At 36.6% G+C, this 13739-nt stretch carries 11 protein-coding genes and 1 pseudogene; all 12 read left to right on the forward strand.

Translation table 11 applies throughout. The features are described 5' to 3' along the window. A partial coding sequence (locus tag OA34_RS12670) for a diguanylate cyclase domain-containing protein (protein WP_039675954.1) occupies nt 1-810 on the forward strand: 810 nt, incomplete at its 5' end. 233 nt (nt 811-1043) lie between these two features. Continuing rightward, nucleotides 1044-1999: pseudogene (gene galE, locus OA34_RS12675) on the forward strand (UDP-glucose 4-epimerase GalE). Next, nucleotides 1996-2883 (forward strand): glucose-1-phosphate thymidylyltransferase RfbA, encoded by an 888-nt coding sequence (gene rfbA / locus OA34_RS12680; protein WP_039675956.1) that lies wholly within the window; start codon nt 1996-1998, stop codon nt 2881-2883. The pseudogene galE and the gene rfbA overlap by 4 nt, the downstream one beginning before the upstream one ends. Then, the gene (gene rfbC, locus OA34_RS12685; protein WP_039675958.1) at nt 2880-3455 is read left to right on the forward strand and encodes a dTDP-4-dehydrorhamnose 3,5-epimerase; all 576 of its coding nucleotides are present in this window, start codon (nt 2880-2882) and stop codon (nt 3453-3455) included. The genes rfbA and rfbC overlap by 4 nt, the downstream gene beginning before the upstream one ends. Next, the gene (gene rfbD / locus OA34_RS12690) at nt 3448-4314 is read left to right on the forward strand and encodes a dTDP-4-dehydrorhamnose reductase (protein WP_039675960.1); all 867 of its coding nucleotides are present in this window, start codon (nt 3448-3450) and stop codon (nt 4312-4314) included. The genes rfbC and rfbD overlap by 8 nt, the downstream gene beginning before the upstream one ends. Further along, nucleotides 4314-5330, forward strand: coding sequence for a dTDP-glucose 4,6-dehydratase (rfbB, locus tag OA34_RS12695; RefSeq protein ID WP_039675963.1), 1017 nt, complete (start codon nt 4314-4316; stop codon nt 5328-5330). The genes rfbD and rfbB overlap by 1 nt, the downstream gene beginning before the upstream one ends. Then, complete coding sequence (locus OA34_RS12700) at nt 5327-6136, forward strand: ABC transporter permease (RefSeq protein ID WP_039675965.1); 810 nt, start codon at nt 5327-5329, stop codon at nt 6134-6136. The genes rfbB and OA34_RS12700 overlap by 4 nt, the downstream gene beginning before the upstream one ends. After that, nucleotides 6136-7020: an ORF6N domain-containing protein gene (locus OA34_RS12705; RefSeq protein WP_039675967.1), complete on the forward strand. Its 885-nt coding sequence runs from the start codon at nt 6136-6138 to the stop codon at nt 7018-7020. Before OA34_RS12700 ends, OA34_RS12705 begins: the two co-directional genes overlap by 1 nt. A gap of 46 nt (nt 7021-7066) precedes the next feature. After that, on the forward strand, nt 7067-8353 hold the full coding sequence (locus tag OA34_RS12710; RefSeq protein ID WP_039675968.1) for an ABC transporter ATP-binding protein: 1287 nt from the start codon (nt 7067-7069) through the stop codon (nt 8351-8353). Continuing rightward, a complete protein-coding gene (locus OA34_RS12715; RefSeq protein WP_039675970.1) occupies nt 8340-9230 on the forward strand; it encodes a class I SAM-dependent methyltransferase in 891 nt (296 codons plus the stop codon). The genes OA34_RS12710 and OA34_RS12715 overlap by 14 nt, the downstream gene beginning before the upstream one ends. Further along, on the forward strand, nt 9227-10591 hold the full coding sequence (locus OA34_RS12720; protein ID WP_039675972.1) for a hypothetical protein: 1365 nt from the start codon (nt 9227-9229) through the stop codon (nt 10589-10591). Before OA34_RS12715 ends, OA34_RS12720 begins: the two co-directional genes overlap by 4 nt. A gap of 2 nt (nt 10592-10593) precedes the next feature. Next, on the forward strand, nt 10594-13647 hold the full coding sequence (locus OA34_RS12725) for a glycosyltransferase (RefSeq protein WP_039675974.1): 3054 nt from the start codon (nt 10594-10596) through the stop codon (nt 13645-13647). The last annotated feature ends 92 nt before the right edge of the window (nt 13648-13739 follow it).

Genomic DNA, 13739 nt, shown 5'->3' on the forward strand with positions numbered 1-13739 from the left:
ATGTACTCCAATTACGGTAAGTCGCTTTTGTACAACATCACCCAAGGTAGCTTGAAAAATATCGTTTCGCATTGCGGACGCGCCGACATCAACGATCCGTTGGATAAAATTTTGAAAATTTACGCCTTTGACGACGATAACGACGCTATCTTGATTACCGAAGACGAAAAATACATCGGTTATTTAAGCTCTAAAGTGCTTTTGGACATCGTCAACGAAAAAAATATCGTCGACGCAAAAGATCAAAATCCGCTCACGGGACTCTCGGGCAATCGCATCATCAACGAATTTGTCGCCAATGCGATGGAGAGTAAAGACAAAGTCATGATGGCATATTTTGATTTTGACAATTTTAAACCGTTTAACGATTATTACGGCTTTCGTAAAGGCGATCGCGCTATTACGCTTTTTGCCGATATTTTACGCAGTTCGATCGGTTTTGAAGAGTGCTTGATAGGGCATGTCGGCGGAGATGATTTTTTCTTAGGCTGGAACTTAAAAGAAGAAGATACGTTTGAAAAAGTCTACGCAATCATTTTGGAAATCGTCTCGAAATTTTCCGAAGACATTAAGAGTTTTTATTGCGAACAAGGGCTGAGTTCGGGGTATATTATGGCAAAAAATCGTGAAGGGGCATTGCAAAAGTTTCCGCTGATGACGGTGAGTGCCGCGGTTATTTGCCACGGATTCGGCTATCAGCATGATTTTGACGATAATGAACTCAATGAAATTTTCGGTGTCTTAAAGAAAACCGCCAAAGCCTCTTTCAATCATATTGCTTGCGTCGATCTGGGCGTGATTAAAAACTAAGGCGACGTTGCTTGCATTCGTTACCGCGTGTTAATCGTAAATAAAGTCGTAAGAGACTAAAATAACTTCTTCAAAAGAAAAACATAGTTTGATTCATAAATATAACGAAAAACGTAACGCTGTTACGTTATAATTTTAAATTTAAAGTTTGCATGTCGGGGTAGGGGGGTAGTATGACGGTTTTAGTAACGGGCGGAGCGGGATATATCGGCTCACATACCTGTGTTGAATTACTGAACGCGGGATTTGAAGTTGTCGTGTATGATAATTTTTCCAACAGTATGCCCGAGTCGCTCAAACGTGTAATGCAAATTACGTCTAAAAAACTTTCAACGGTTTGCGGCGACGTTCGCGATAGAGCCTTGCTTGAAAAACCCTCGAAGGTTGCGACGCCGTGATTCATTTTGCCGGTTCTAAAGCCGTCGGCGAATCGGTCAAAAAGCCGCTTGAGTACTACGAAAACAACGTATACGCAACACTTTGCCTTCTTCAATCCATGCGTCGTATGAATATCAAAAAGCTGATTTTTAGCTCTTCGGCTACCGTATACGGAAATCCGGAATTTCTCCCGTTTACCGAAGCACACCCTTTGCGCACGACGAACCCTTACGGACAGACGAAACTGGTTATCGAAGAGATGCTACGAAACTTACATGTCAGCGATCCTACGTGGTCGATAGCGATTTTACGTTATTTTAATCCCGTCGGTGCGCACGAAAGCGGTTTGATCGGCGAAAATCCGCAAGGCATTCCGAACAATCTTATGCCCTACATCGCTCAAGTTGCTATTGGAAGGCGTCAATGCGTCAATGTTTTCGGGAACGATTATCCTACAAAAGACGGTACGGGAGTAAGAGATTATCTTCACGTGGTCGATTTGGCATCGGGGCATCTTAAAGCCCTTGCTTTTTTAGACCGTCCGCAGTGTACGGCCGTTAATTTGGGAACGGGAAAAGGGTACAGTGTTTTAGACGTGATTCATGCTTTTTCAAAAGCGTGCGGACAAGAGATACCGTACGCGATTTTACCCAGACGCGCCGGCGATATCGCGGAGTTTTACTCCGATCCGAGTTTTGCTAAAGAGCTTTTAGGGTGGGAGGCAAAGTACGATTTGGATAAAATGTGCGAAGATATGTGGCGATTTCAGTGTCAAAATCCTAAAGGATACGAAGAAGGATACGAAGAATGAAAGGTATTATTTTAGCCGGCGGAAGCGGCACGAGACTTTATCCCATTACCAGAGGCGTAAGTAAGCAACTGGTGCCGGTTTACGACAAGCCGATGATTTATTATCCGCTTTCCGTTTTGATGTTGGCGGGGATTAGGGAAGTTTTGATTATCTCGACGCCACAGGATTTGCCGAGATTTGAAGAGTTACTGCAAGACGGAAGCGAGCTTGGTATGAAGTTTTCGTACGTCGTACAACCCAGCCCAGACGGCTTGGCACAAGCATTTCTCTTAGGGGAAGAGTTTATCGGAAATGAGAGCGTGTGTTTGGTTTTGGGCGATAATATTTTTTACGGGCAAGGCTTAACGGGCTTGTTGGAAAAATCGGTTGAAAATGTCGAGAAAGAGGGAAAAGCGACAGTTTTTGGTTACTATGTCAGCGATCCGGAACGCTACGGGGTTGTGGATTTTGATGAGAACGAAACGGTTTTAAGTATCGAAGAAAAACCGCAACATCCTAAGTCCAACTATGCCGTCGTCGGACTCTATTTTTATCCCAATTCCGTCGTCCAAATCGCTAAAAACGTCAAGCCGAGCGAACGAGGAGAGCTAGAAATAACCTCCGTCAATCAAGCCTACTTAACGCAAGGTGCGCTCAAAGTCGAACTGATGGGAAGAGGCTTTGCATGGCTCGATACGGGAACGCACGAAAGCTTGTTAGACGCGGGACAATTTATTCAAACCATCGAAAAAAGACAAAGCCTTAAAGTTGCCTGCCTTGAAGAAATAGCGTACGATAAAGGGTATATCAGTAAAGAGCAGTTGCTTGCCTTAGCCGAGCCTTTGAAAAAGAATCAATACGGGCAATACCTTTTGAAAAAAGCGCAAGAAAGAAAGCATAAATGAATTTTATTAAAGCAAATATTCCCGAAGTGATTATTATCGAGCCTAAAGTGTTTGGCGACGAGCGAGGCTATTTTGTCGAAACGTTTCGACAAGAGGCGTTTGAAAATTTTATCGGCTATCGCGTCAATTTTTGCCAAGATAACGAGTCTAGGAGCCATCACGGCGTTTTACGCGGGCTTCACTATCAACTACCTCCGTTTGCCCAGTCTAAATTGGTTCGCGTGATTGACGGGAAAGTCTTAGACGTCGCGGTCGATATTCGCGTGGGAAGTCCGACGTTTGGGGAACATGTGGCGGTCGAACTTAGCGGAAAGAACAAACGCCAGATGTTTATCCCACGAGGCTTCGCGCACGGTTTTGTAGTGCTGAGCGAAACCTGCACGTTTACGTATAAGGTCGATAATTATTATGCTCCGCAGTCTGATCGCGGTATTGCGTATAACGATCAAAATCTAAAAATAGAGTGGCCGCTAAGCGTAGAAGCGTTGCATCTTTCCGAAAAAGATACCAAGCAGCCCAAGTTGGAGGATGCGCTTGATCTTTTCGACTACGGCGTGAACTACTATGCTTAAGATCTTAGTGACCGGCGCAAACGGACAACTCGGAAGCGAACTGCGCGAACTCTCACGTTCGTATACGCATACCTATTTTTTTACGGATAAAGAAGAGTTGGACATCACCGACGAAGAAGCGATAAGGTCGTATGTCAAACAAAACGCCATCGATACGATCGTCAATTGTGCGGCGTATACGGCGGTTGATAAAGCCCAAAGCGACGAAGCTTTAGCAGATGCCATCAATCATCAAGCGGTCAAGTATCTGGCAACGATTGCCCAAGAGTCTCACTGCAAACTCGTGCACATCTCCACCGATTACGTCTTTGACGGAAAAAACTACCGTCCTTACGTCGAAGACGATGCGACCAATCCGCAATCGGTTTACGGGCAAACGAAGCTTTTAGGCGAAAAGGCACTCTTACATGTTACTCTTCCTCATAGCGTCATTATCCGCACGTCATGGGTTTACAGTAGTTACGGAGCCAACTTCGTCAAAACGATGTTACGCCTTGGAAAAGAGAAAGAGTCTTTAGGCGTCATTTTCGATCAAGTTGGAACGCCGACTTACGCGCGAGACCTCGCTAAGGCGATTTTGGACATGTTGCCGCACATCGACAACGCGCAAACGCAAATTTACCATTATTCTAACGAAGGTGTTTGTTCTTGGTATGATTTTGCCAAAGAAATTATGAAGAGCGCCAAGCTTACATGTAAGGTTGTGCCCATTGAAACCGTTTCGTATCCGACACCGGCTAAAAGGCCGCATTATTCGCTTTTAAATAAATCAAAGATCAAACAGGCGTATGCATTGGAAATTCCTCATTGGCAAGAGAGTTTACACGCATGTTTACGTCATATGGGAGAAGAACGCTGATGCCGTATACCAAATCAATTTTAGTGACCGGATGTGCCGGTTTTATCGGCTCTAATTTCGTGCCGTACTTTTTAGAACAGTACCCCCATTATCGCATCGTCAATCTTGATCTTTTAACCTATGCTGGCAATTTGGACAATTTGGCGGAAGTGGACGATAACGAACGCTACGTATTCGTTCAAGGCGATATTTGCGATCGTGCCTTAGTGGAATCGTTGTTTGAACAATACGCGATTTGCGGCGTCATTCATTTTGCCGCAGAGTCGCATGTCGATAATTCGATTAAAAATCCGGGCGTTTTTGTCGAAACGAATGTTAACGGCACGTTTACGCTGATCGACGTGGCGTATAAAACGTGGATGGAAAAACCTTTCGTCTGGAAAGAAGGATACGAGGCGTGTCGTTTTCATCACATCTCTACCGATGAAGTTTACGGAACGTTAGGCGAAGAGGGTTTGTTTACCGAAAGCACGCCTTATGCGCCCAACTCGCCTTATTCGGCATCGAAAGCTTCCAGCGATATGATCGTGAGAGCCTATCATCACACGTACGGGATGAACACCGTCGTGACCAATTGTTCCAATAACTACGGGCCTAAGCAACACGACGAAAAGCTCATTCCCACCATCATACGCAAAGCCCTTGCCGGTCAAAAAATCCCTATTTACGGCGACGGTAAAAATATTCGCGATTGGCTCTACGTGCTCGATCATTGTAAAGGCATCGATCTTGCTTATCATGAGGGCATCTCAGGCGAGACGTACAATATCGGCGGACGTAACGAGCGCAACAACCTTTATATCGCCCATAAAATCTGTGAAATTTTAGATACGCTCAAGCCTAAAGCAACATCGTATCAAGAACAAATCGCATTTGTCGAAGATCGAGCGGGTCATGACAGACGTTATGCGATCGATGCGACGAAGATCGAAACAAAACTCGGTTGGAGTGCCGAAGAGAACTTTGAAAGCGGCATCGTCAAAACCGTTGAATGGTATCTAAGGAAATATAATTGAGGTATATAAGAGCTTTTTATCGGTTTTTACGAGACATCTACCAAAACAGAAGATTGCTCAAAGATTTGGTTAAGAACGATTTTAAGTCGCGCTATTTGAACAATTACCTTGGCATTTTATGGGCATTTATACAGCCTACTATCTCAGTTTTGATATTTTGGTTTGTGTTTCAAGTAGGTTTTAAAGCCGCACCTGTGCAAGATGTACCTTTCATCCTTTGGCTTGTCGCTGGGATGATCCCATGGTTTTTTCTCTCAGAAGCTCTTGCCTCCGCTACAAATGCTATTTTAGACAATACATTTTTGGTCAAAAAAATTGTGTTTCGGGTAAGTCTACTCCCTATCGTTAAAATTACTTCGGCAGTTATCGTCCATCTCTTTTTTATGGTATTTATGATGTCAATGTATATTATCTATGGGTATGAACCAACTCTTTATTGGCTTCAGATGTTTTACTATCTTTTTTCAGCCATTATGCTTTTATTGGGTATCTCGTGGATAACCAGTAGTGTGGTTATCTTTTTTCGAGATTTAGGGCAACTGGTCAGTATGTCTATACAGTTTGGCTTTTGGTTAACTCCTATCTTTTGGTCATTGACAATGGTTCCAGAAGAATACCGTTGGTTATTCGAACTCAATCCTGCCCATTACATCACACAAGGGTACCGTGACGCACTGATAAATCATGTATGGTTTTGGGAAAAGCCTATGGAAGCTTTGCAGTTTTGGGGAATTACATTGGTTTTCTTTGCACTTGGAGCCATTGTATTTCGAAAACTCAGACCTCATTTTGCGGATGTGTTGTGATGCATACTATAATACCCGTTGAATCCCAATCTATTCAAAATAAAATCTATACAATCAGAGATACACAGGTAATGCTTGATGAGGATTTAGCAGTTTTGTATGGTGTAGAAGCTAAAAGATTGAATGAACAAGTTAAAAGAAATATTGAAAGATTTCCTGAAAAATTTAGATTTCAACTTACAGAAAACGAGTATGAAAACTTAAGGTCGCAATTTGCGACCTTAAGTTTTGAAAAAGGCTGGGGAAAACACAGAAAATACTTGCCATATGTCTTCACAGAGCAAGGTGTATCTATGCTTTCAGCGGTACTTAAAAGCCAAACGGCTATTGAAGTAAGTATAAAAATAATAGACACTTTTGTAGAAATGAGAAAATTTATATCTTTGAATGCAAATATATTTCAAAGATTTGAAAGGGTCGAACAAAGACTTTCTTTGCACGATGAACAATTTAATAAAATATTTGAAGCGATTGAAAACAATGAAGTCCAACAAAAACAACATATTTTTTATGATGGTCAAATCTTTGATGCCTATCTTTTTGTAAGTGATATTATAAAAAGTGCAAAAACATCTATTAAACTTTTGGACAATTATATAGACGAAAGTACTTTAGTATTGTTTACCAAAAGAGATATAAAAGTCACTATGAAAATATATACAAAGACACTCTCAAAACAACTTCAACTTGACTTGCAAAAACACAATGCTCAATATCCAAAAATAGAGATAGAAACATTTGACCTCTCTCATGATAGATTTTTAATCATAGACGATATTGATGTTTACCATTTTGGCGCAAGTCTTAAAGACCTTGGTAAAAAATGGTTTGCTGTATCGAAGATGGATATAGATTCATTTGAGCTGATAGGAAAATTAAAATGAAATTAAAAACAATTCAAACTTCAAAATTCAAACTTGAGCCTTCCCTATGAACACCGCTATAAAAGTCAGTCACTTAACAAAGATCTATAAACTCTATGACAAACCCGTAGACCGTCTCAAAGAGTCACTACATCCATTAAAAAAGCAATATCATAAAGAGTTTTATGCTTTAAATGATGTGAGTTTTGAGATAAAAAAAGGTGAAACAGTCGGTATCATCGGTAAAAACGGCGCAGGTAAAAGTACACTTCTTAAAATTATCACAGGAGTTCTTACCCCAAGTAGTGGAAGTGTACATGTAAACGGTCGCATCGCTTCCTTACTTGAATTGGGGGCAGGGTTCAACCCTGAGTACACAGGTGTTGAAAATATCTACTTTCAAGGCTCTTTGATGGGCTATACAAGAGAAGAAGTAGCGCAAAAAGTAGATGAGATCATCGCTTTTGCTGACATCGGGGATTTTGTGTATCAGCCTGTTAAAATGTACAGTAGCGGTATGTATGCGAGACTTGCTTTTGCTGTGGCTATCAATGTTGACCCAGATATCTTGATAGTAGATGAGGCTTTGAGCGTTGGGGATATGGCATTTCAAGCTAAATGTTTTAATAAATTCAAAGAATTTCAAAGGTTAAATAAAACTATTCTTTTTGTAACACACTCTATCGACTTAATTATTAAATATTGTCAATCAGCAATTTTAATCAATAATGGGAAAAAACTACTACAAGGCGATACTAAATCAACAACGGAAATGTTCCGAAAAATCATGGTTTCGACACTACCAAAAGAGATACAAGAAAATGAAGAAATCCAAATAAATACTATTAAAAATACGAATTCATATGATTTGAAATTACAATTGCCTTTAAATCCAAGTGCAAATATTTATGGCTCCATGGAAGCTGAGATTATAGACTTTGCAATTTTTGGCGAAAAGAAAAAAATCACAAATCATTTAAGACATGATGAAGACTATACCATTTTCATGACTGTTAAATTTAATCAAGATATTATAGACCCAATATTTGCTTATACCTTCAAAAGTGTTGATGGCATGGAACTTACAGGGACAAATTCCAATAATCTCAATGAAGTATTTGGAAAAATACAAGCTGGAGAGATTATCACTATAGAATTTACACAAAAAATGATTTTAAACTCAGGTTCATATTTCCTAGCTTTAGGGTGTACAAAATATGAAAACGATAACTTGAAAGTTTTTCATAGAATTTATGATGCTGTAGCAGTTGATGTTGTTTCTCCCACTTTATCAACGGGTATAGCATTTAGTTGTACAAAGTTAAAATATGAGAGAATAAATGACAAAATTTAACATAAATTATTACAAAGGTTCAGACCTATATTCGGATGGAGATATTGAAAATACTATCTTAGATATGGTGAAAAACAATACGGATTTTACAGATATACTCCACGATACAGATAACTGGGCGATACTCTATCATCTTACTCCCATTAGAAAAAATCTTCTTGATTGGTATGATTTTGATACAAATGCAACACTTCTAGAAATAGGAGGCGGTTGTGGTGCTTTTAGTGGAATGTTTGCACAAAAACTCAAAGAAGTGAAAGTTGTTGAACTTTCGAAAAGACGAGCTGAAATCATCTATAATAGGCATAAAAATTATGAAAATCTTGAAATCATAGCTGGTAATCTAAATGATATAGCATTTGCAGAAAAGTTTGATTATGTCACGTTAATAGGTGTTTTAGAATATGCAGGAAAATTTACCGAAGGCAATACTCCTTTTAAAACATTTTTAGAAAACGCAAAATCGTATCTAAAGCCAAACGGAAAACTTCTTATAGCTATCGAAAATAAATTTGGATTAAAGTACTGGGCGGGAGCTAGAGAAGACCACACAGGCAGATATTTTGATGGCATCGAGGATTATCCAAATGATAAAGGCATACAAACTTTTGGAAAAAAAGAACTTGAAGCGTTGATTTTAAGTACTGGTTTTAGGTGTTTGGAGTTTTATTATCCTATGCCTGATTATAAGTTGCCAAAGATTATTTATAGTGACGAGTATCTGCCTAAAATCGATGATTTGTTTGATATATATAGTCCTAACTTTGACCAAGATAGATGTGTTCTCTTTAATGAAAGAGAAGCCTTTAAAAACCTTATTAAAAACGAACAATTTACATTTTTTGCCAACTCATTTTTGGTGGAGGCAAGCTTATGAAAACCATATTTGCCAAATACAATAGCGAAAGACTACCACAATATCAAATTGTGACTAAACTAGTTCAAGATGAAAATGAAAACAAGTATGCTATAAAACAAGCTTTAACAAAAGAAGCGCAGAAACACATAGATCAGATATTTTTAAATTATGAGTTACTTGCATCCAAATACACTATCAATCTAGTACAACCACGAAAGACATCGAATGGCATTTTATTTGAAATGGCACAAGGTAAATCGCTGGAAAATATACTTTTAGAGTGCATAGAAAAATCTGATAAAGAAAGTTTTGAAAAGTATGTCAATAAATTTATAGATTTTGTAGATAGCTTTGTAACTAAACGTAATGTTATCTTCGAACCCTGTGAAAATTTCAAATCAATCTTTGGAGAATGGGAAAGCAATGAGCCACAAGACATCATCGAAATAGCAAATATCGATATGATCTTTGGAAATATTTTTGTAGACAACGCAATATTTACACTCATAGACTATGAATGGGTCTTTAATTTCCCCATTCCAAAGAGTTATGTAGTTTGGCGAAGTTTAGCTATTTTTTCTGCATATCATTCTATCGAAATGAATAAATTTATTGAAATCAATAATGAAGATTTTATGAAATTAGATAGTCATTTTAGTAATTTTGTTCATGGAAAAAATAAAAAATATTTTCTTGCTTCTAAAGTTGCTAAAGTTCCCCATTTTATAAATTTAGAGCATAAAGAAGCTGTCCCGAGTTTTGACTATGTCATCCAACTCTTCATAGATCAGGGAGATGGTTTTGTAGAAGAAAATTCAATCAGACTTCCAGTTGCTCAAAATCCAGAAAACCAAAAATTTACTTTTGATCTCACAGATAAGCAAACTATAAAAACCCTACGCCTTGACCCACTGAGTGAATGTTGTGTTATCGAGATAGAAAGCTTATATGTAAGGAAAAATGCAACTGTAATAGACCTTTTACCATATGTGCATTCCAATGCAGAGATACATCACGGTAAAAGTCTATTTTTCACTACCAATGATCCACAAATGTATTTTAGCGGTCTCGATGAAAGTACCTTTGAAGGTGCTCAATCATTGGTCGTAGTTTTGCGATATATGTATATCGCAAAAGATGCTTTACATGTATGTGTAAAGCAAAAAAATCGAGAGCTTTTGGACAAAGAACACAATATTCAAAGTCTCAATCGAGAGCTTTTGGACAAAGAACACAATATTCAAAGTCTCAATCGAGAGCTTTTGGACAAAGAACACAATATTCAAAGTCTCAATCGAGAGCTTTTGGATATGTATACTTCTAAAAGTTGGAAAATCACACGACCATTACGACATTTTAAACGTATTATAAAAGGGTAGGCATGAGATTTCAAAGTCGCTATAACATTGTAAAAAAGTCTGGATTATTTGATGAAAGATATTATCTTGAAGCTTATGATGATATACGAAAAGCAGATATTGATCCAATTAAGCATTATTTAAAACACGGATGGAAAGAAGGGCGAAATCCATCTGAACAATTTGATACGAATTTCTATCTTGAAACTTATCCAGATGTAAAAGCAGCTAGAATGAATCCATTGATACATTTTATAAAATTTGGTGTCTATGAAGGCAGGAAAACACATAGTGAAAAATCTTTGGAACAACAACCTAAGCAATATTCGAAATTGACAAAACTTATTCAGGTTATTAAGCATGTAAGGCAAAATCCATATTTAATTAAAAAATTTATTAATGAAACAAAAAATTTTGGATTAAAAAATGCTATCAAAAAAGTAAAAGCCAAATCAGGTATAAAAAGCTCAACAATTCTAACTACTACAAAACCGAAATGCACTTTTCAATATAGCGGAAAAGACTATGATATAAAAGTGAGTGTGATCATCCCAACATACAATCGATCAAAACTTTTACCTAGTTTAATTGAATCTTGGAGAGAGGTAAATAAAGTTACAAGATACAAATATGAAATTATTTTTTCAGATGACGGTTCTGAAGATGGCTCTGTTGAAATTTTAGAAGCTGTAAAAGATTTACCGATTATTGTACTCAAAAACAATCATGGAGGAGCTGCAAAAGCACGAAACAATGCAATTCGAAATGCTAAAGGTGAAAAACTTTATATCATTGGGGATGATATTTTCCCAAATCCTCAGATTATCAATCAGCATTATGAAAAATTAAAAGAGCTTCCTATCTGTAAAGCAGTTTTGGGTGAGATTATTTGGCATAAAGATTTAGAGATTAACACTTTAATGAAACATATCACAGAGCTTGGTTGCGAACAATTTAGCTTTAATGCTTTTCCTCCTTATGGATATATTGATTTTAGACATTTTTATACTAGCAATATTAGTATAGATAGAGAGTTTTTAATGTCTGAAAAAATTATATTTGATGAAAGTTTTTATAAAGTGAACTTTGAAGATATTGAACTTGGATATAGATTGTCAAAGAAAGGTATGGATATTTATTTTTATCCAGATGCAATTGCTGAACATTATCACCCCTACACAAGTGTTGCTGGTTTTTGCCGAAGACAACAAATCGCAGGGGAGATGGCACTTGTATTTAAAAGATTACATCAAAATGAAGTTGAATGGGTTGTTCAAGTTGAGCAAATTTCAACGGAATGGAAAAACTATATCAATCATGTGTCCAAACTTACTTTTCAAAAAGATTTCAAAATACTTGAGCAAATTATTGATTTGTGCCAAAGACTGGAAGATGAAAATTTAATTCAACAATATGATCTCGAAAAAAATGTTTCAAGTATCTATAGAGTACTTTTTAGATTTTTTTATGAAAAAGGTGTCATAGAGAATAGCTACCAGATAGATGATACTATTGTGCAAAAAGTTTTTGCTGTATTCTTTATTCCACAAATTCAAGAATATATTAAAGATATTATACTCATTACACATTTAGAGAGTATAGATTTTAATACTGACTTTGCAGAAAAAAATGATGTAAAAATTATCATAGAAGTAGATAACCATATTTCAGTCGAAAAACTTCACAAAGAGTATGTGGATGTGATGTCTGATATTTTGATCCGAATCAAATCAGATGCCAAAGAATTAGATGATAATTATATTTATAAACCAAAAAGTGGTTTTATGCTTTCCGTAAACAGTATAAAACAAGCTATACTCTTTTTGAAAAATAATTCAGTAGATAGTATTTTGTTCTCTTTTGGATTAGTAGATTTACCATATATTGGAATTTCTAAAGATTTAGAAAACAATATAATATATAAAAATAATGGTATGTCTATAGAAGATTTTAAATCAAAAAGAATTAGTGGAAAAGTTATTAGACTTATTTCAGAAACCTATACGACAAAATTAAACATAAAAGAATTAATCAATCAATCAGTTGACGACTACGGCTATTGGAATAAAAGAAATAGTGGCTATATTGAAGAAGGTATTATCTCATATCAATCTACGCCTTATCAAAAAAATAAAAAAATCGTTTTTGTATTTCCTACTTTTCTTGCTGTGGGTGGAGTGGAGCGAAACACTGCTGAAATTATAGAAGCTTTGAAAAATGAATATGATTTTGTAGTTGTCAACTTTGAAAGATTAAATGAAGTATTAGGTTCATTGCATCGTCAATTTACAAAAACTTGTTTAGGGGTGTATGATTTAACAGAACTTTCACATCACGATGGAATACTTAACTATTTGAAGATATTAAATCAATTCTACAAACCCGATTTGATTTGGATATGTAACGGTTCACCATGGTTAGAGCATAATTTATCAAATATTAGATCAATTTTTAAAAGCTCGGCTATCGTAGATCAACAAGTGTATGATATCAATGAAGGTTGGGTTAGATTATACAAAGAAAAAAATCAAAATTTATTAAGCTTTGATGGCTTTATTGCTATTAACTCAAGAATTAAAAATATTTTTACTAATGATGTCAATATTGATGAAAAAAAAGTAGATTTGATTTATTCGGTAATGTCTGATGAAAAAAGGGATAAAGCATCAAACTATACTAGAAATGAATTATTAAAAAAATATAATTTAAATAGTGATCAAAAATATATCACTTCCATCGGTCGACTTGCATATCAAAAAGCACCACTTGATTTGATTCATTTAATTCAAAAGGTTGTCGATCGCTATGGAGAAGAGTTTAAGTTTATTGTCGTTGGTAGCGGTGAACTATCAACTCAAGTTGACCAATTAATTAAAAAATATAATTTGGAAAGGTACATAGTTAGATTAGATTATGTAGATAACACCTATGAGTTGCATCTTATAGCAGAAGTCATTATTTTTACATCTCTTTATGAAGGTTTATCCATAGCGCTTTTAGAAGCTCTATCTGTAGGAACCCCTGGTATATCAACTGATGTCGGTGATCTGGCTACACTTATTAGGACACAGAAATGATAAGATTTCTACATAATAAGGAAGGATTGATAATATGGTCAACAAAGCTCAGAAATATACACAAGAGTTTAAAAACTCAACAATACAATTAG

Origin of the sequence: Sulfurospirillum sp. MES (genome assembly GCF_000789415.1) — a bacterium.
Taxonomy (GTDB): domain Bacteria; phylum Campylobacterota; class Campylobacteria; order Campylobacterales; family Sulfurospirillaceae; genus Sulfurospirillum; species Sulfurospirillum cavolei.

Coding starts and splice junctions, on each gene's coding strand:
- rfbA (WP_039675956.1), top strand. CDS start 1,996: ATGAAAGGTATTATTTTAGCCGGCGGAAGCGGCACGAGACTTTATCCC.
- rfbC (WP_039675958.1), top strand. CDS start 2,880: ATGAATTTTATTAAAGCAAATATTCCCGAAGTGATTATTATCGAGCCT.
- rfbD (WP_039675960.1), top strand. CDS start 3,448: ATGCTTAAGATCTTAGTGACCGGCGCAAACGGACAACTCGGAAGCGAA.
- rfbB (WP_039675963.1), top strand. CDS start 4,314: ATGCCGTATACCAAATCAATTTTAGTGACCGGATGTGCCGGTTTTATC.
- OA34_RS12705 (WP_039675967.1), top strand. CDS start 6,136: ATGCATACTATAATACCCGTTGAATCCCAATCTATTCAAAATAAAATC.
- OA34_RS12710 (WP_039675968.1), top strand. CDS start 7,067: ATGAACACCGCTATAAAAGTCAGTCACTTAACAAAGATCTATAAACTC.
- OA34_RS12715 (WP_039675970.1), top strand. CDS start 8,340: ATGACAAAATTTAACATAAATTATTACAAAGGTTCAGACCTATATTCG.
- OA34_RS12720 (WP_039675972.1), top strand. CDS start 9,227: ATGAAAACCATATTTGCCAAATACAATAGCGAAAGACTACCACAATAT.
- OA34_RS12725 (WP_039675974.1), top strand. CDS start 10,594: ATGAGATTTCAAAGTCGCTATAACATTGTAAAAAAGTCTGGATTATTT.